General features: G+C 61.4%; 18 protein-coding genes. 17 read left to right on the top strand and 1 reads right to left on the bottom strand.

Translation table 11 applies throughout. The annotated features are described in order from the left end of the window. The first annotated feature begins 79 nt into the window (after positions 1-79). The 17 genes from rpoZ to arsC all read left to right on the top strand — a co-directional run bounded on the left by rpoZ (position 80) and on the right by arsC (position 15,651). Positions 80-472 carry a DNA-directed RNA polymerase subunit omega gene (gene rpoZ, locus AB8B02_RS13305; RefSeq protein ID WP_068732476.1) on the top strand — a complete coding sequence of 131 codons (393 nt, stop codon included), beginning with the start codon at positions 80-82 and terminating at the stop codon, positions 470-472. A 153-nt stretch (positions 473-625) separates the two neighbouring features. Next, positions 626-2,947, top strand: a complete 2,322-nt coding sequence (locus tag AB8B02_RS13300) for a RelA/SpoT family protein (RefSeq protein WP_093761398.1) — start codon at positions 626-628, stop codon at positions 2,945-2,947. Positions 2,948-2,979: 32 nt separating this feature from the next. Further along, on the top strand, positions 2,980-3,744 hold the full coding sequence (locus tag AB8B02_RS13295) for a pyridoxine 5'-phosphate synthase (RefSeq protein WP_439064145.1): 765 nt from the start codon (positions 2,980-2,982) through the stop codon (positions 3,742-3,744). After that, positions 3,741-4,160, top strand: a complete 420-nt coding sequence (gene acpS, locus AB8B02_RS13290) for a holo-ACP synthase (RefSeq protein ID WP_175368494.1) — start codon at positions 3,741-3,743, stop codon at positions 4,158-4,160. The genes AB8B02_RS13295 and acpS overlap by 4 nt, the downstream gene beginning before the upstream one ends. 285 nt (positions 4,161-4,445) lie before the next feature. Beyond that, positions 4,446-5,204, top strand: a complete 759-nt coding sequence (gene lepB / locus AB8B02_RS13285) for a signal peptidase I (RefSeq protein WP_089264616.1) — start codon at positions 4,446-4,448, stop codon at positions 5,202-5,204. After that, positions 5,201-6,022: a ribonuclease III gene (gene rnc, locus AB8B02_RS13280; protein ID WP_089263817.1), complete on the top strand. Its 822-nt coding sequence runs from the start codon at positions 5,201-5,203 to the stop codon at positions 6,020-6,022. Before lepB ends, rnc begins: the two co-directional genes overlap by 4 nt. Further along, positions 6,012-6,965, top strand: coding sequence for a GTPase Era (era, locus tag AB8B02_RS13275; protein ID WP_184517685.1), 954 nt, complete (start codon positions 6,012-6,014; stop codon positions 6,963-6,965). The genes rnc and era overlap by 11 nt, the downstream gene beginning before the upstream one ends. A gap of 33 nt (positions 6,966-6,998) precedes the next feature. Then, complete coding sequence (locus tag AB8B02_RS13270; RefSeq protein WP_089263819.1) at positions 6,999-7,391, top strand: hypothetical protein; 393 nt, start codon at positions 6,999-7,001, stop codon at positions 7,389-7,391. A 44-nt stretch (positions 7,392-7,435) separates the two neighbouring features. Further along, a complete protein-coding gene (recO, locus tag AB8B02_RS13265) occupies positions 7,436-8,185 on the top strand; it encodes a DNA repair protein RecO (protein ID WP_089263820.1) in 750 nt (249 codons plus the stop codon). 81 nt (positions 8,186-8,266) lie between these two features. Next, positions 8,267-8,755, top strand: a complete 489-nt coding sequence (locus AB8B02_RS13260) for a hypothetical protein (RefSeq protein ID WP_439061703.1) — start codon at positions 8,267-8,269, stop codon at positions 8,753-8,755. Positions 8,756-8,832: 77 nt separating this feature from the next. After that, a complete protein-coding gene (locus AB8B02_RS13255; RefSeq protein WP_439064144.1) occupies positions 8,833-9,126 on the top strand; it encodes a hypothetical protein in 294 nt (97 codons plus the stop codon). A gap of 9 nt (positions 9,127-9,135) precedes the next feature. Next, positions 9,136-10,596 (top strand): TolC family protein, encoded by a 1,461-nt coding sequence (locus tag AB8B02_RS13250; protein ID WP_439064143.1) that lies wholly within the window; start codon positions 9,136-9,138, stop codon positions 10,594-10,596. A gap of 13 nt (positions 10,597-10,609) precedes the next feature. Continuing rightward, the gene (locus AB8B02_RS13245) at positions 10,610-11,995 is read left to right on the top strand and encodes a multicopper oxidase family protein (RefSeq protein WP_439064142.1); all 1,386 of its coding nucleotides are present in this window, start codon (positions 10,610-10,612) and stop codon (positions 11,993-11,995) included. A gap of 52 nt (positions 11,996-12,047) precedes the next feature. Beyond that, entirely contained in the window at positions 12,048-12,509 is a 462-nt protein-coding gene (locus AB8B02_RS13240; protein ID WP_439064141.1) for a cupredoxin domain-containing protein, read from the top strand. A gap of 88 nt (positions 12,510-12,597) precedes the next feature. Continuing rightward, positions 12,598-12,852 (top strand): copper-binding protein, encoded by a 255-nt coding sequence (locus AB8B02_RS13235; protein ID WP_244528470.1) that lies wholly within the window; start codon positions 12,598-12,600, stop codon positions 12,850-12,852. Between the two features lie 181 nt (positions 12,853-13,033). Further along, positions 13,034-15,292: a DNA topoisomerase IV subunit A gene (gene parC, locus AB8B02_RS13230; protein ID WP_439064140.1), complete on the top strand. Its 2,259-nt coding sequence runs from the start codon at positions 13,034-13,036 to the stop codon at positions 15,290-15,292. 11 nt (positions 15,293-15,303) lie between these two features. Continuing rightward, positions 15,304-15,651 carry an arsenate reductase (glutaredoxin) gene (gene arsC / locus AB8B02_RS13225; RefSeq protein WP_439064139.1) on the top strand — a complete coding sequence of 116 codons (348 nt, stop codon included), beginning with the start codon at positions 15,304-15,306 and terminating at the stop codon, positions 15,649-15,651. A gap of 175 nt (positions 15,652-15,826) precedes the next feature. On the opposite strand, the gene AB8B02_RS13220 is transcribed toward arsC, so the two are convergent. Next, the gene (locus AB8B02_RS13220; protein ID WP_439064138.1) at positions 15,827-16,795 is read right to left on the bottom strand and encodes an amidohydrolase family protein; all 969 of its coding nucleotides are present in this window, start codon (positions 16,793-16,795) and stop codon (positions 15,827-15,829) included. Positions 16,796-16,798: the final 3 nt, after the last annotated feature.

Here is a 16,798-nt window from a genome sequence, read left to right as displayed (position 1 = left end):
CTTGCGAATGCTGCAAAGCCCCTATACCTACGGGACTTAATCATCATATTCGGTCCCACAACAAACGGAGCGACATTTTATGGCGCGCGTAACCGTCGAAGATTGCATCGATAAGGTCGACAACCGGTTCGACCTGGTGTTGCTGGCAGCACACCGGGCACGAATGATCTCGTCCGGTTCACAACTTACGATTGATCGCGACAACGACAAGAATCCCGTTGTTTCGCTGCGCGAAATCGCTGATCAGACCATTTCCCCGGAAGATCTCCGTGAGGAACTGGTCCATTCGCTGCAGAAGTTCGTGGAAGTGGACGAGCCAGAGCCGGATACGATTCCGCTGATCGGCTCCGCCGGCGCCAGCGTCGATGCCGACGATACCGAAGTGGCTGTCGAGCGCATGACCGAAGAAGAGCTCCTCAAGGGTCTCGAAGGCCTCGCTCCGCCGGAAGAGCAGCCCGAAGAAGACGAGTAAAGCGATACACACGGTCTTTTGCTTAACCGTTTTGATTATCAGTCATCACAAAGGCCCGGACATGCGTCCGGGCCTTTGCTTTTGCAGTCCGTTTCGGGGCAAACTTGAGACGAAGAATCCAGGTCGCTGCTGACCGGATCGAACGAGGCTAGGATGGCGACTTCGCGCCGTAATAAACGGCAGATGCAGGCTGCGAACGACACGGTCGCCGCGGTCTCGCCAGTTTCGCCTGAAGCGCTGTCTGCAGAGACGCCAATTCCGGCCAAGGTGCCGCGGACGTCCCGTGTCCGGATGATGCGGCAATACGATCTGGTGGACCGCGTCCGGGCCTATAACCCGAACACCGATGAGGATCTGCTCAACCGCGCCTATGTCTATGCCATGGTCGCCCATGGCGAGCAGACACGGGCCTCCGGCGACCCGTATTTCTCCCACCCGCTGGAAGTGGCAGCGATCCTCACCGACCTCAAGCTCGACGACGCCACCATCGTGGCGGCGCTGCTGCACGACACGATCGAGGATACTGAGGCCACCCGGACCGAAATCGACAAGCTGTTCGGCGCCGAAATCGGCGCGCTGGTCGAGGGCCTGACCAAGCTGAAGCGGCTCGAACTGGTGTCGCGCGAAGCCAAGCAGGCGGAGAACCTGCGCAAGCTGCTGCTGGCGATCGCCGACGACGTCCGGGTCCTGCTGATCAAGCTCGCCGACCGTCTGCACAATATGCGGACGATGGAGTTCATGCCGCCAGCCTCGCGCCGCCGCATCGCCGAGGAGACCCTCGACATCTATGCGCCGCTCGCCGGACGCATGGGTATGCAGGCGATGCGCGAGGAGCTTGAGGAACTGTCGTTCAAGGTGCTCGATCCCGACGCCTATCTGGTGGTGATGCAGCGCCTGGACTCACTGACCGAACGCAATCGCAACCTCATCGACATGATCGAGAGTCATCTCTCCACGAAGCTGGAGAAGAACGGCATCACGGCGCGCGTCACCGGCCGACGCAAGAAGCCGTTTTCGATCTGGACCAAGATGAAGCGCAAGTCGGTGGGGTTCGAGCAGCTGTCGGACATTTACGGCTTCCGCGTCGTGCTGCAGGACATGGAGGCGTGCTACCGCGCACTCGGCGTGGTGCACACGACCTGGCCGGTGGTGCCGGGCCGCTTCAAGGATTACATCTCGACGCCGAAGCAGAACGACTATCGCTCGATCCACACCACGGTGATCGGCCCCGGCAACCAGCGCGTCGAACTGCAGATCCGCACCGAGGACATGAACAGCATCGCCGAATACGGCATCGCGGCGCATGCGTTCTACAAGGATGGCATTGGCTCGCCGACCGAAATGCTCAAGCGCGAATCCAACGCGTTCTCGTGGCTGCGCCATACCATCGGCATTCTCTCGGAGAGCACCAATCCGGAAGAATTCCTCGAGCATACCAAGCTCGAACTGTTCCACGACCAGGTGTTCTGCTTCACCCCGAAGGGCAAGCTGATCGCGCTGCCGCGCAATGCCAATGTCGTCGACTTCGCTTATGCCGTGCATACCGACGTCGGCAACAGTGCGGTGGGTTGCAAGATCAACGGCAAATTCGCGCCGCTGTCGTCCGAATTGCAGAATGGCGACGAAGTCGAGGTGCTGACTTCGGCCGCACAGCAGGCGCCGCCATCCGCATGGGAAGGCCTGGCGGTCACTGGCAAAGCGCGCGCCGCCATTCGCCGTGCGACGCGAACGGCGGTCCGTGATCAATATGCCAGCCTTGGCCGCCGGATCGTCGAGCGCCTGTTCGTGCGCGCCAAGATGGAATATTCGGACGACCAGTTGAAGGGCGCGCTGCCGCGTCTGGCGCGCACGTCTATCGACGACGTGATGGCCTCGGTCGGCCGCGGCGAATTGCGCGCCGCGGACGTCGCGCGTGCGATGTATCCCGACTACAAGGAAGAGCGCATCGGCCGCTTTTCGGCCAACAACAAGAAGTCGACGGCGGACAAGGTCAGAACGCCGGATGGCGCGGCACGCTTCACCTCGATCATCTCGATCGGTGGCGTCGATTCCGATCTGCCAATTAAATTCGCTCCGAACGGTGGCGCCGTGCCGGGCGACCGCATCGTCGGCATCGTTACGCCGGGCGAGGGCATCACGATCTATCCGATCCAGTCACCGGCGTTGAAAGACTTCGAGGAAGAGCCGGAGCGCTGGGTCGACGTGCGCTGGGATATCGATGAATCCTCGCCGCAGCGTTTTCCGGCGCGGCTGTTCCTGCAGAATGTCAACGAGCCCGGCAGCCTGGCGCAGATCGCTCAGGTCATCGCCGACCATGACGGCAATATCGACAATATCAGCATGCACCGCCGCTCGCCCGATTTCACCGAACAGACCATCGATCTCGGGGTCTACGACCTCAAGCATCTCAGCGCGATCATCAATCAGTTGCGCGCCAAGGCCGTTGTCGCCAAGGTCGAGCGGGTCAATGGGTAGCGTCTTCCCTTAAGGTTTTCTGGAATTTCGTCATGTCCTCATCCTCGCTGCGCCTCGGCGTCAACATCGATCACGTCGCGACCCTGCGCAACGCGCGGGGCGGCAAGCACCCGGATCCCGTTCGTGCTGCGCTGGAAGCCATTTCGGCCGGTGCCGACGGCATCACCGCGCATCTGCGGGAGGATCGTCGCCACATCCGTGACGCCGATATGGAACGACTGAAGGCGGAGATCTCCAAGCCGCTGAATTTCGAAATGGCGGCGACGCCTGACATGGTGCGGATCGCGCTGGCGGTGAAGCCTCATGCCGTCTGTCTGGTGCCGGAGCGGCGCGAAGAATTGACGACCGAGGGCGGCCTCGACGTGGTCGGCCAGCGTGAATCGCTGGAGCCGTCGATCGCGCGCTTCACTGAAGCCGGCATACGGGTGTCGCTGTTCATAGCGGCAGATCCCAAGCAGATCGAAATGGCCGCTAAACTAAAGGCCCCCGTGATCGAACTCCACACGGGCGCCTGGTGCGACGCGATCACCGATGGCGATACCGCGAAGGCCGCTCATGAATGGCAGCGCATTGCCGCCGGCGCGAGGCTGGCGAAATCCGCAGGCCTGGAAGTACATGCCGGCCATGGTCTCGACTATGCCACCGCCGAGACGATCTCAGCGCTGCCCGAAATCATGGAGCTGAACATCGGCTACTATATGATTGGCGAGGCACTGTTCATCGGTCTGTCCGATACGGTGCGTCTGATGCGCGCGGCGATGGATCGCGGGCGGATGCAGTCCAAGAGCGCCTCATGATCATCGGCATCGGTTCCGATCTGATCGACATTACGCGCGTCGCCAAGGTGATCGAACGCCATGGCGACCGCTTTCTCGATCGCATCTTCACCGAGGCCGAACGGGCGCGGGCACAGCGCCGCGTGAAGAGCGAGAGGATGGTGGTGGCGACATATGCCAAGCGTTTCGCTGCCAAGGAGGCCATGTCCAAGGCGCTGGGCACCGGCATCCGCCAGGGGGTCTGGTGGCGGGATATGGGCGTCGTCAACCTACCCGGGGGGAAGCCCTCCATGAAGCTCACCGGCGGTGCGCTGGTGCGGCTGCAGGCCCTGATACCGCCGGGGCATGATGCCCAGATCGATCTGTCGATCACGGACGATTGGCCGCTGGCGCAGGCTTTCGTCATAATTTCGGCCGTCCCGTCGCCCAAGCCCTGAGGGCTGGCCGGGAGCCGCACCTGAAGCGGTGCGATCACAAGCCGGCACGTCAAACTGGCGGGAAATAGCGGCTTTTCGGGGCGGTTCATTGCACCGTTACCAACAACCGTTTAAACCTGCGAGGACACCGAACCGACGCCAATTCTCGCTGACGCCGCTCATGGCATTTGCAGGACTTTGCCGTAATTATATGAATCTAATGCATTTTTCGTGCGAGGCGCGACGCCGCCTTGCCCCAAAATGCGCTGCCAGCCGCGCGGCGACGCTGCGGGAATCGGGAAAGCGATGAGTGTGACATCCGGGACCAAGACTGAAAGCGGCGTCGGCGAGACCATCCGTGTTGTCATCAACGCACTGCTGATCGCGCTGGTGATCCGGACCTTCCTGTTCCAGCCCTTCAATATCCCGTCGGGCTCGATGAAGGCCACGCTTCTGGTCGGCGATTACCTCTTCGTCTCGAAATATTCCTACGGCTACAGCCACTATTCGATCCCGCTGTCGCCGAATATCTTCTCCGGCCGCGTCTTCGGTTCCGAGCCGTCACGCGGTGACGTCGTGGTGTTCCGTCTGCCGAAGGACGACTCCACCGACTACATCAAGCGCGTGATCGGTCTGCCCGGTGACCGCGTCCAGATGAAAGAGGGGCTGCTCTACATCAACGAGAAGCCCGTGCAGCGCGAGCGTATGAGCGACTTCGTCGGCGAAGATCCGTGCGGTTCCGACGCAACGGCGCGCGTCAAGCGCTGGAAGGAAACGCTGCCCAATAACGTCACCTATGAGACGCTCGATTGCGTCGACAACGGTTTCTACGACAACACCAATGTCTACACCGTGCCGCCCGGCAACTTCTTCATGATGGGCGACAACCGCGACAATTCGACGGACAGCCGGGTGCTGTCGGCCGTCGGCTATGTGCCGTTCGAGAATCTAGTCGGTCGCGCGCAAATGATCTTCTTCTCGATCGCCGAAGGCGAACATGCTTGGCAGATCTGGCGCTGGCCGACCGCCGTACGCTGGAATCGAATTTTCTCTATCGTGCGATGACCGACGACTCCAACAATCCCATCGAGACCGCGCCGAAGACCGACGAAGTTAGCTCGACGACCGAGGCTACGCCGGAGACGGCTGCTGCCCGCAAGAAGAAGGCACGCGCAGCGGCGAAGGTCGCCGCAGCCGAGATCGAAACGCGCATCGGCCACAGCTTCAAGGATCCTCTGCTGCTGGCGACAGCCTTCACCCATGTGTCGGCCCTGAAGTCGCAGCGCAGCCGGACCGAGAGCTACCAGCGTCTTGAGTTTCTCGGCGACCACGTACTCGGCCTCGTGGTCTCCGACATGTTGTTTCGCGCTTTCCCGAATGCGGATGAAGGCGAGTTGTCGAAGCGGCTCGCCGACCTCGTCCGCAAGGAAGCATGCGCCGACGTCGCACGGCTGTTGGGTCTCCTCGAGGGTATCAAGCTAGGCACGGTCGGCGCCGGCGCCGGTCAGCGGTTGCGCAAGTCGGTCCTCGGCGATATCTGCGAAGCCGTGATCGGCGCGATCTTCCTCGATGGCGGCTATCCGGCTGCGGAAAGCTTCGTGCAGCGCAACTGGACCGAGCGCATGCGCAAGCCGGTGCGTCCGTTGCGCGATCCCAAGACGGTGCTGCAGGAATGGGCCCAGGGCCGCGGTCTGCCGACACCGGCCTATCGGGAGGTCGAACGCTCCGGTCCGCACCACGATCCGCATTTCAAGATCGAGGTGGATGTGAAGGGGTTTGCGCCGGCCGAAGGCGAGGGTGGCAGCAAGCGCGCCGCCGAGAAAGCCGCGGCGCAGGCGATGATTGCGCGTGAAGGCGTCAGCAGTGGCGGCAATGAAGGATAATGTCGTGAGCGATGCTGAACCAGACCATGAGTCCGAAGGGACACCCGTTGAAACCCGCTGCGGCTTTGTCGCGCTGATCGGTGCGCCCAATGTCGGCAAGTCGACGCTGGTCAATGCGCTGGTCGGCTCCAAGGTCACCATCGTCTCGCGCAAGGTGCAGACCACCCGCGCGCTGATCCGCGGCATCGTGATCGAGAACCACGCTCAGATCATTCTGGTCGATACGCCCGGCATCTTCCTGCCGAAGCGGCGCCTCGATCGGGCGATGGTCAAGACGGCATGGAGCGGTGCGCATGATGCCGACGTCGTTTGCGTGCTGCTTGATGCCAAAGCGGGCATCAACGAGGAAGCCGAGGCGATCTTCGCGCAGCTTGCGAGCGTCAATCACCCGAAGATCCTCGTGATCAACAAGGTCGACATCGTCTCCAAGGAAAAGCTGCTGAAGCTGGCGCAGATGGCCAATGAGCGGTTGAAGTTCGAAGAGACCTTCATGATCTCGGCGATGACCGGTGACGGCGTCGACGACCTGCGCCGCAGGCTCGCAGCCGACGTTCCCGCCGGCCCGTATCATTATCCCGAAGACCAGATGTCGGATGCGCCGATGCGGCATCTCGCGGCGGAAATCACCCGCGAGAAGATCTTTCGTCAGTTGCATCAGGAACTGCCGTACCAGTCGACGGTGGAGACCGATAGCTGGACCGAGCGCAAGGACAAGTCGGTACGGATCGAGCAGACGATTTTCGTCGAGCGCGAAAGCCAGCGCAAGATCGTGCTCGGCAAGGGCGGTGCGACGATCAAGCAGATCGGTGCGGACTCGCGCAGGGAGCTGACCGAGATCGTGGGCGCGCCCGTGCATCTATTCCTGTTCGTGAAGGTGCGCGAGAACTGGGGCGACGATCCCAATCGTTATCGCGAAATGGGCCTCGAATTTCCTCACGAGTGATCGAGGAGCGATGATGGAAGTGCAGCCGACAAGATGACCGCTCCCGCCAACCTTCCGAAGAACGTCTTCTATTTCGAAGTCCTGCTCTACATGTCGCTGATCCTCGACGCGCTGTCGATCGCGTTCCAGGACCGCACGCCTGACCTTGCGATGTCCGAGAGCACCATCATGGCGGCGAATCTGGTCGCCGCTTGCATGCTGTTGTTCTTCGTCTGGCTCGTGTGGCTCGCCGCCTATCGCCGCAAGGGCTGGCCGCGCTGGGTGCTGGTGGTGTCGCTGGCCTTCTCGGTATTGTCTCTGTTTCAGGTGCTTGGCCTGTACGGACTGCAGTTCGACAGTGCGATCGAGATCGTGTCATGCATCCTGACCGGGCTCGGACTGTATTGCGCTTTCACTGGCGACGCGAAAACCTGGTTCAAGGCCTGATCGCATTTACTGCGGCGGCTGCCGAATTCCTGTAAACTGCCCCCATGGAATGGACCGATGAAGGCATCATCCTGGGCGTGCGGCGGCATGGCGAATCCAGTGCCATCGTCGAATTGCTGACGCGTAGCCATGGTCGTCATCTCGGCCTGGTGCGCGGTGGTGCGGGGTCAAAGATGCGACCGCTGCTGCAACCCGGCAATAGCGTGCAGGCGATATGGCGGGCGCGGCTGGACGAACAGCTCGGCTATTACCTGATGGAAGGCACGTTGATGCGTGCTGCGACGCTGCTGGGTTCGTCCCATGCGGTCTACGGCATCACCCATCTCGCCTCGCTGGCGCGGTTGCTGCCGGAGCGCGATCCGCATGAAGACATCTACGAGACGCTGGAGCGCATCCTGGATGACTTCGATGATGTCGGCGAAGCCGCGCTCCATGTGATCCGGTTTGAGCTGGCGATGCTGACCGAACTCGGCTTCGGCCTCGATCTGGAGAATTGCGCCGCCACCGGCGTGACCTCTGACCTGATTTACGTGTCACCCAAATCTGGCAACGCAGTGTCCCGGACCGCGGGTGAACCGTATCGCGACCGGCTGATGCGGCTGCCGTCATTCCTGCGCGAGAGTGAAGACGGCCAAAACAGCATCTCCGACCGCGACCTGCAGGACGGCTTCGACCTGACCGGCCGCTTTCTGCTCCGCAACGTGCTGGAACCGCGCGGGCAGGGCCATTCCGACGCCCGCGAAGGGTTCATCAACGCGGTGACGCGGCACCTCGCGCGAATCTCATCGTCCTGAGGCAAGTTCGACATTGGCGAATGCCGGATTCGCGTCTATGTTCCGTTCATTGACGGGTTGATAGGAAGATATCGCATCCAGATGCTGGTTCGTCTGACCAGAGTGCAGCGACTAAGAGCAGGGTGGTTCGTCGCCCTGGCATATCTGTTGTGCGTGCTGGCGCCGACAATCTCCTTTGCCTTGCCGGGACAGCACCCGGTCGCGCCGTGCCTGACTGGCGAAAGTCATATGGCCGGCATGGTTCATGTTAATAGCAGCGCGTCTGCGCACATGCATGGGGATGGTCACGCGCACGATCATTCTGTCGCGCACTCATCAGCCGCACACTCTGCAGCCGCACATGCTGATGGCGACCACGCATTGACGGCGATCGACGATGCCTCCGGTTCGCACAAAGTGCCGCATTCGCCGAACGGTCCATGCTGCGGCCTGATGTGTATTTCCGCACTGCCGGCACCGCTGACTGACATCGTGACCCCTTCGGTGCCGACGGTTCTTCGTGTCACCGAAGGCTATCGCGCGGTCACCGACAGTGCGCCCGCCCGGCTCTACCGCCCTCCCATTTCCTGATCTGATCGTATCGACGCGGTGCCGCGCCCGTTAAGGGCACGCGCACCTGTGATCCATCGTCATTTCAGGAAAATAACATGCTTGCGCAGCTTGGGGCGAAGCTCGCCGCCGTTTGTTCGGTGGTCGGGAAGCTATTCGATATCAGATTTGGAATCCTCGCAGCGATGACCGCTGCCAGTATGGCGCTCGGTGGCTGCATGCCAGTGACCGCATCGTTGGCTGGCGCCGACCCGGCAGATCCCGGCACCAAGGTCGCTGGTGTCGGCTATCGCTCCACCGTGGCTCCTTACAGCAGCCTTCGGCCGGTTGCCCCGTCGTCATGGCGCGAGCAGAACGACCGTGTCGCTCCTGTGCCGAAATCTGGCCGGTAGGGGCACGTCATGTTCAACAAGCATCACAAGTCGCGCACGCATGCGCGCCAGTTCGGTTCAAGGTCTGCAGCCGGCATTACGCTGCTATCGACGCTGTTGCTGGCGGGATGTGCATCGTTCTCGCCTGATGGCGGTATGGGCGTCGTCGCCGGGGTCGCAAGCGAGACCATCAACAAGGACGTGATTGCGATCCGGACGCCGGATGACGCACAACGTGCCGATGCAACCGTCAAAGCCCTGCTGCGGCGGGCATTGACAGTCGACAGCTCGGTGCAGATCGCATTGCTCAGCAATCGCGGCCTGCAGGCTGCGTATAATGAATTGGCGCTTGCGGAAACGGATCTCGTCGGCGACAGCCTGCCGCCTAATCCGACATTCTCGATCTCGCGCATTTCCGGCAACGGTGCGTTGGAAATCGAGCGACAGGTCGTCGGCGATATTCTCGCGCTGGCGACACTGCCGTTCCGCTCCGAGATCGCCCGTCAGCGATTCCAGAAGGCGCAATTGCGCGCTGCGGAGGAGACGCTGCGGCTGGCCGCTGACGTCAGACGCGCCTACTACCGCGCCGTCGCTGCCAACGAACTTGTCGGCCTGCTGACGGATGCCAAGTCGACGGCGGAAACCACGGCGCAACTCGCACAGAAGCTGGGCGAGACCGGATCGCTGAACAAGCTCGACCAAGCCCGCGAGCAGGTATTCTACGCGGAGACGACCGCCGATCTCGCAACGCTCCGTCAGGAGGCCACGAGTTCGCGCGAGCGTTTGATCCGTCTGCTCGGACTCTGGGACACCGACATCAGATTGCCCCAGAAGTTGCCGGTGCTGCCGCGTCAGCCGCTGTCGTTGCCGCGCATCGAGGTCGATGCCGTTGCACACCGCATTGACCTGCAGATCGCCCGCATTGAACTCGCCGCTCTCGCCAAGTCGCTGAACCTCACCGAAGCAAGTCGGTTCGTGACGTTGCTCGACGTCGCCGGCATCGACCGTAAGACGCGTGATCCGGAGGGGACGCCGTTCCGCGAACGCGGCTTCGACGTGCAATTTCAGATTCCGATCTTTGACGGCGGTGAAGTGCGCGTCCGACAGGCGGCGGAGACCTATAACCAGGCCTTCAACCTGTTGATCGAGAAGGCCGTGAATATCCGCTCCGAAGCGCGCTATGCCTTCAGGGTGTATCGCTCGACCTACGATATCGCCGGTCACTACCAGCGCGAGGTGTTGCCGCTGCGCAAGATCATCTCGGACGAGATGCAATTGCGCTTCAGCAGCATGCAGGTCGATGTATTCGCGCTGTTGACCGAGGCCCGCCAACGCATCGCAGCTTTGCGCGCAGCCATTGAAGCCAAACGCAATTTCTGGCTCGCGCAGTCGGAACTGCAGACCGCGATCAATGGCGGCGGCCGCAGCGAACCATCATCCGAAACAAGATCCGCGCCGGCCGCGCAGGCGTCCAGTGGAGGAGGGCACTGAAATGGAGAAAACCATGTTGTCCCGGCGAAACTTTCTCGGCACAGCCACGGTGCTTGCCAGTGCGGCTGCGGTGACCGGCCGCGCCCAGGCGGCGAGTATTCCCGAAGCGCCCATGATGGACAAAGTAACGATGCAGCCACCGCTGCATCCGCCGAGCGGGCCCGACTACAATCCGGTGGTTACGCTCAACGGCTGGACATTGCCGTGGCGTATGAATGGCGACTGGAAGGAATTCCATCTGGTCGCCGAGCCCGTCGAGCGCGAATTCGCGGACGGCATGAAAGCATATCTCTGGGGCTACAACGGCCAGTCGCCGGGGCCGACGATCGAAACTGTCGAAGGCGACAAGGTTCGCATCTTCGTTACCAACAAACTGCCGGAGCACACCACCGTGCATTGGCACGGTGTGATCCTGCCAAGTGGCATGGATGGCGTCGGCGGGCTGAGCCAGCCGCACATCAAGCCCGGCAAGACCTTCGTCTACGAATTCGAGATGAAGCACAGCGGCACGTTCATGTACCACCCGCATTCGGACGAGATGGTCCAGATGGCGATGGGCATGATGGGGATGATGGTCGTGCATCCCCGCGACAACAGCTTCCGGCCCGCCGATCGCGATTTCGTCTTCATCATGAGCAGCTATCTCATCGATCCCGGCACCTATCTGCCGAAGGTCAACGAGATGACCGACTTCAATATGTGGGCGTGGAACAGTCGCGTCTTTCCCGGCATCGATCCGTTGCCGGTGCGTCTCGGCGACCGTGTGCGGATACGGGTGGGCAATCTCACGATGACCAACCATCCGATCCATCTGCATGGGCACAAGTTTGCGGTCAGCTGTACCGATGGAGGATGGGTGCCTGACAGCGCGCAATGGCCGGAAGTCACCACTGACGTGCCGGTGGGTGCGATCCGCGCATTCGATTTTGTCGCCGACAATCCCGGCGATTGGGCGTTCCACTGCCACAAGTCGCATCACACCATGAATGCGATGGGTCACGACGTCAGAAACCTGATCGGCGTCTCCAAAAAGGATCTGGCGAAGGCAGTCGGCAAGCTGGCGCCGGACGCGATGGTGATGGGATCCACCGGCGGTGCCATGGGCGAGATGGAGATGCCGATGCCTGACAACACTCTGCCGATGATGACGGGATCAGGTCAGTTCGGTCCGATCGAGATGGGCGGCATGTTCAGCATCATGAAGGTGCGGGACGGACTCGCGCGCGACGATTACCGCGATCCGGGTCCTTACGATTTCCCGAAGGGTACGGTGGCCTATGAGATCGAGGCGCCGCAGAGCGAAGCGCCACGACAGACGAGCGTGAAGGACAAAACCATCAAAGGCCAGGGATCGAAGCCGATGGACATGAAGAAGGGTATGAAAATGAAGGGAATGTAGGGCCAGGACTGCACATCGTCATCGCAGACAACAATCAACACGGAAAACTGAAATGAACGAGACTCGAAAATACATTGGTCGCGGCGTCATACTGGCCGCGATGGCTTACGCGGCTGCTGCTGTGGCCCACGACAAGCATGGAGGATATTCGGCTGGCGAACCCGGCGATCCCAAGAAGCCGGCGCGCGAGATCGTCGTCAGCATGAACGAGATGGATTATTCGCCTGCGGTCATTGAGGTGAAGCGCGGCGAGCAGATTCGCTTCGTCATACGTAACGTGGGGACCGAAGCACATGAGTTCCTGCTGGCGACCACGGCAGAAAATCTGAAGCATGGCGAAGCGATGAAGAAAAATCCCGACATGGAGCATGACGAGCCCAATGGCCTGCGTCTTGCCGCCAAAAAGTCCGGGGAAGTCCTGTGGAAGTTCTCGAAGGCAGGGACGTTCGAATATTCATGCCTGATCCCGACGCATCGTGAATTGGGGATGACCGGCAAGGTCATCGTGAAATAGCGCGATGCAAACAGCTCAAGTTCACGCAAAGGACTGCACTATGAAGACCAATGGATCTGTCGCGCTTGTCGCGTTTGTTGCGCTCTCAATGTTCTGCGTCGCGGGTTACGCGCAGGATGCTGCGGTGCGCGGAGAAGTGAAGAAGATCGATGAAGCGGCAGGCAAGATCACTCTGAAGCACGGTCCGATCAAGAGCCTCGATATGGACGAGGGCATGACCATGGTGTTTCGCGTGAAAGACCCGGCGATGCTGAAATCGGTCAAGGTGGGCGACAAGGTGAAGTTCGATGCCGGTCGCGTCGATGGTCAGATCGTCGTGACCTCCATCCAGAAATCCAAATAGCCGCGGGAAGATGGCGTCTAGGCTGAGCCTGGAACCGCCATCTATCCCATCGCCTAATGGCTGACGAAATGACGTGGGCGGCCTCTCCCCGGGGCGAGGGCGCCCCGATATCGATGGAACTTGATCGGTGGCGCGTGATTCATTTCTTGCCCGATTCGCCGGGAGGCGCTAACCCCTCGCCATGGGAAAAAGACTGATTCCGCCGGAGCCGGCTGAAATTCACGAAGTGCAACTGCGGGACGCGCTCGAGGAGCGCTATCTCGCTTATGCGCTGTCAACGATCATGCATCGGGCGCTGCCGGATGCGCGGGACGGCTTGAAGCCGGTTCACCGCCGCATCCTCTATGGCATGCGCCTGCTGCGGCTCGACCCGGGTACGCCGTTCAAGAAATCCGCCAAGATCGTCGGCGACGTGATGGGCTCGTTCCATCCGCATGGCGACCAGTCGATCTATGACGCGTTGGTGCGCCTCGCGCAGGACTTCTCGTCACGCTATCCGCTGGTCGACGGCCAGGGCAATTTCGGCAATATCGACGGCGATAGCGCGGCGGCCTATCGTTACACCGAAGCGCGCATGACCGATGTCGCGCGGTTGCTGCTCGAGGGGATCGACGAAGACGCGGTCGAGCTGCGCCCGAACTACGACGGCCAGACCAAGGAGCCGGCCGTGCTGCCGGGCGGTTTCCCGAACCTGTTGGCCAATGGCGCGCAGGGCATCGCGGTCGGCATGGCCACCTCGATCCCGCCGCACAATGTCGCCGAACTCTGCGACGCCGCGCTGCATCTGATCGACAAGCCCGACGCCAAATCGAAATCGCTGATGCGCTGGGTGAAGGGGCCGGACTTCCCGACCGGCGGCATCATCGTCGATTCCAAGGAAAGCATCGCCGAGGCCTATATGACCGGGCGCGGTTCGTTCCGCACTCGCGCCAAGTGGCATGTAGAAGAGGGCGCCCGCGGCGCCTGGAATGTCGTCGTCACCGAGATTCCATGGCTGGTGCAGAAGTCGCGGCTGATCGAGAAGATCGCCGAGCTCTTGAACGACAAGAAGCTGCCGCTGATCGGTGACATCCGCGACGAGTCCGCCGAAGACATCCGCGTCGTCATCGAGCCGAAGACGCGCAATGTCGATGCCGGTCTGGTGATGGAGTCGCTGTTCAAGCTCACCGAGCTCGAAAGCAAGATTCCGCTGAACCTCAACGTGCTGGTCAAGGGCCGCATCCCCAAGGTGCTCGGTCTCGCCGAATGTCTGCGCGAATGGCTCGATCATCTGCGTGACGTGCTGCTGCGCCGCTCCAACTTCCGCAAGAACCAGATCGAACATCGGCTGGAAGTGCTCGGCGGTTACCTGATCGCCTATCTCAATATCGATGAAGTCATCCGGATCATCCGCACCGAGGATGAGCCGAAGCCGGCTTTGATGAAGGCGTTCAGCCTCACCGAATTGCAGGCCGAGTCGATCCTGAACATGCGGCTGCGCAGCTTGCGCAAGCTCGAAGAGTTCGAGATCAGGAAAGAAGACAAGGAGCTCCGCGCGGAGCTCAAGGGCATCAACGCGATCCTGAAGTCCGAAACCGAGCAGTGGGCCAAGGTCGGCGAGCAGGTCCGCAAGGTGCGCGACATCTTCGGGCCGAAGACGCCGCTCGGCAAGCGCCGCACGGTGTTTGCCGACGCGCCGGAGCACGATCTCGCTGCCCTCGAAGAGTCGCTGGTCGAGCGCGAGCCCGTCACGGTCGTGATTTCCGAGAAGGGCTGGGTCCGCACGCTGAAGGGCCAGGTCGCAGATCTCTCCAATCTGACGTTCAAGACCGACGACAAGCTCGACAAGGCGTTCTTTGCCGAGACCACCTCGAAGCTGATGCTGCTGGCCACCAATGGACGGTTCTATTCGCTCGACGTGTCGAAGCTGCCGGGCGGTCGTGGCCATGGCGAGCCGATCCGCCTATTCATCGACATGGAAGGCGATGCCGCCATCGTTTCGATGTTCGTACACAAGGGCGGCCGCAAGTTCCTGATCGCCAGCCATGACGGCCAAGGCTTCCTCGTCAATGAGGACGACTGCGTCGGCACCACCCGTAAGGGCAAGCAGGTGCTGAATGTCGAGATGCCGAACGAGGCGCGGGCGCTGACGGTGGTCGGCGAAGGCAGCGATCAGGTCGCGGTTATCGGCACCAACCACAAGATGGTGATCTTCCCGCTCGATCAGGTGCCGGAGATGGCGCGTGGCCGCGGCGTGCGTTTGCAGAAGTACACCAGCGCAGGCCTGTCGGATGTCGCCACTTTCGTGGCCAAGGAAGGCCTGACCTGGAAGGATTCGTCGGACCGCGAACATCGTCTGACCTGGAAAGAATTGGCCGACTGGCGCGGCAACCGTGCGGACGCCGGCCGTCTCGCGGCCGGGCTGCCGAAGTCGAACAAGTTCGGCCGGGTGATCGAGTAACCTCGCGCGTTATGACGGTCACCATCTTCCACCATCCCTCCTGCGGGACATCGCGCAATACGCTCGCGATGATCCGACAGAGTGGGATTGAGCCGGTGGTGATCGACTATCTCAAGATGCCGCCGGATCGCGCCCGGCTGGTCGCGCTCATCGGCGCCATGGGCGGAGGCGTTCGGGCGCTGTTACGTGAGAAGGAAAGTGTCTATGGCGAGCTTGGGCTTGCTGATCCCTCGCTCGGCGATGACGCACTGATCGACGCGATCATCGCGCATCCGATCCTGATGAACCGACCCATCGTCGAGACGTCGAAGGGCACGCGATTGTGCCGGCCGGCAGATGTGGTGCTGGAGCTGCTCTAGGGGTCCAACTCGCCGATCAAACGACGGCCTCATCCTGAGGAGCCGCGCTCTTGTGCGGCGTCTCGAAGGATGGCGGCAAAGTTGGTGTCAACGAGCCCATGGTTCGAGACGAGTGCAAAAGGCGCGCTCCTCACCATGAGGGCTGCAGATCTCGGCGCCAGATGGGCCGCGGCAACTACGTCACCGGCGCGAACTTGAACAGCTTCTCTGGGTTGGTCACCAGCAGTTTGCGTTGAACCGCAGGATCCGGCGCGTAAAGCGGGATCAGATCCACCAGCGTGCCGTCATTGGGCATGATCTTGACATTCGGATGCGGCCAGTCGGTGCCCCACAACACGCGGTCCGGCGCATTGTCGATCAACTGCTTCGCGAACGGCACGGAGTCATGGAATGGCGCTGCGCCAGCCGAGGCGCGTTCGAGACCTGTAATTTTCATCCAGCACTTATCGTCGCTGGCCTGCAGATCGAGCAGTGCCTTGAATTCGGGATCGTCGAGGCCCTTGGCGGCGCTGATCGTCCCCATGTGATCGATCACGTAAGTCACCGGGAGCGCTTTCAGGATCGGCACGAACTCACGGACTGTGCCGGCTTCGAGATAAATGTCCACATGCCAGCCGATGGCGGCGACGCGGTCGACCAGCGTACGGAAGACCTTCATGTCGCCGACGCCGCCAAGTCGTTTGAGGAAGGCGAAGCGGCAGGCGCGGATGCCGCCTGTGTCGAGCGCCATGAGATCGGCTTCCGACATGCTGTTGTTCACATTGGCGACGCCCCTGTACCTGCCGCCGCTCTGCGCGATCGCGTCGATCACCACGCGGTTGTCAAACCCATGGACGGTCGCATTAACGATGACGGCGCGTTCGACGCCGATCGCTTCATGCAGCTTGCGAAACATCTCAAGCGGAGCATCAGGCGGCGAGTAGGGGCGCTTGGGCGAGAAAGGATACACCGCGGCAGGGCCAAAGATGTGTGTATGCGTATCGACGCTTCCGGCGGGCGCGCGGAATTTTGGAGGAATTGTATTGAGATCGGGGCCTGCAATGGCCGGGATTGCGGGTTCGTCGGCAGCCTGCGCTATTCGGCTTCCAATCACATTTGTGAGGCCAAGTGATGCCATCGCGGCCAGAACGTCACGTCGGTGCATTTA

Origin of the sequence: Tardiphaga sp. 862_B3_N4_1 (assembly GCF_051811085.1) — a bacterium.
Classification (GTDB): Bacteria; Pseudomonadota; Alphaproteobacteria; order Rhizobiales; family Xanthobacteraceae; genus Tardiphaga; species Tardiphaga robiniae.
Note: the sequence above shows the minus strand (reverse complement) of the source record. Positions and strands in the feature narration are given on the sequence as shown.

Coding starts and splice junctions, on each gene's coding strand:
- AB8B02_RS13300 (WP_093761398.1), top strand. CDS start 626: ATGGCGACTTCGCGCCGTAATAAACGGCAGATGCAGGCTGCGAACGAC.
- AB8B02_RS13235 (WP_244528470.1), top strand. CDS start 12,598: ATGTTCTGCGTCGCGGGTTACGCGCAGGATGCTGCGGTGCGCGGAGAA.
- rnc (WP_089263817.1), top strand. CDS start 5,201: ATGACCGACGACTCCAACAATCCCATCGAGACCGCGCCGAAGACCGAC.
- AB8B02_RS13250 (WP_439064143.1), top strand. CDS start 9,136: ATGTTCAACAAGCATCACAAGTCGCGCACGCATGCGCGCCAGTTCGGT.
- AB8B02_RS13295 (WP_439064145.1), top strand. CDS start 2,980: ATGTCCTCATCCTCGCTGCGCCTCGGCGTCAACATCGATCACGTCGCG.
- AB8B02_RS13220 (WP_439064138.1), bottom strand. CDS start 16,795: ATGCACCGACGTGACGTTCTGGCCGCGATGGCATCACTTGGCCTCACA.
- era (WP_184517685.1), top strand. CDS start 6,012: ATGAAGGATAATGTCGTGAGCGATGCTGAACCAGACCATGAGTCCGAA.
- AB8B02_RS13245 (WP_439064142.1), top strand. CDS start 10,610: ATGTTGTCCCGGCGAAACTTTCTCGGCACAGCCACGGTGCTTGCCAGT.
- AB8B02_RS13255 (WP_439064144.1), top strand. CDS start 8,833: ATGCTTGCGCAGCTTGGGGCGAAGCTCGCCGCCGTTTGTTCGGTGGTC.
- acpS (WP_175368494.1), top strand. CDS start 3,741: ATGATCATCGGCATCGGTTCCGATCTGATCGACATTACGCGCGTCGCC.
- lepB (WP_089264616.1), top strand. CDS start 4,446: ATGAGTGTGACATCCGGGACCAAGACTGAAAGCGGCGTCGGCGAGACC.
- recO (WP_089263820.1), top strand. CDS start 7,436: ATGGAATGGACCGATGAAGGCATCATCCTGGGCGTGCGGCGGCATGGC.
- AB8B02_RS13270 (WP_089263819.1), top strand. CDS start 6,999: ATGACCGCTCCCGCCAACCTTCCGAAGAACGTCTTCTATTTCGAAGTC.
- parC (WP_439064140.1), top strand. CDS start 13,034: ATGGGAAAAAGACTGATTCCGCCGGAGCCGGCTGAAATTCACGAAGTG.
- AB8B02_RS13260 (WP_439061703.1), top strand. CDS start 8,267: ATGCTGGTTCGTCTGACCAGAGTGCAGCGACTAAGAGCAGGGTGGTTC.
- arsC (WP_439064139.1), top strand. CDS start 15,304: ATGACGGTCACCATCTTCCACCATCCCTCCTGCGGGACATCGCGCAAT.
- AB8B02_RS13240 (WP_439064141.1), top strand. CDS start 12,048: ATGAACGAGACTCGAAAATACATTGGTCGCGGCGTCATACTGGCCGCG.
- rpoZ (WP_068732476.1), top strand. CDS start 80: ATGGCGCGCGTAACCGTCGAAGATTGCATCGATAAGGTCGACAACCGG.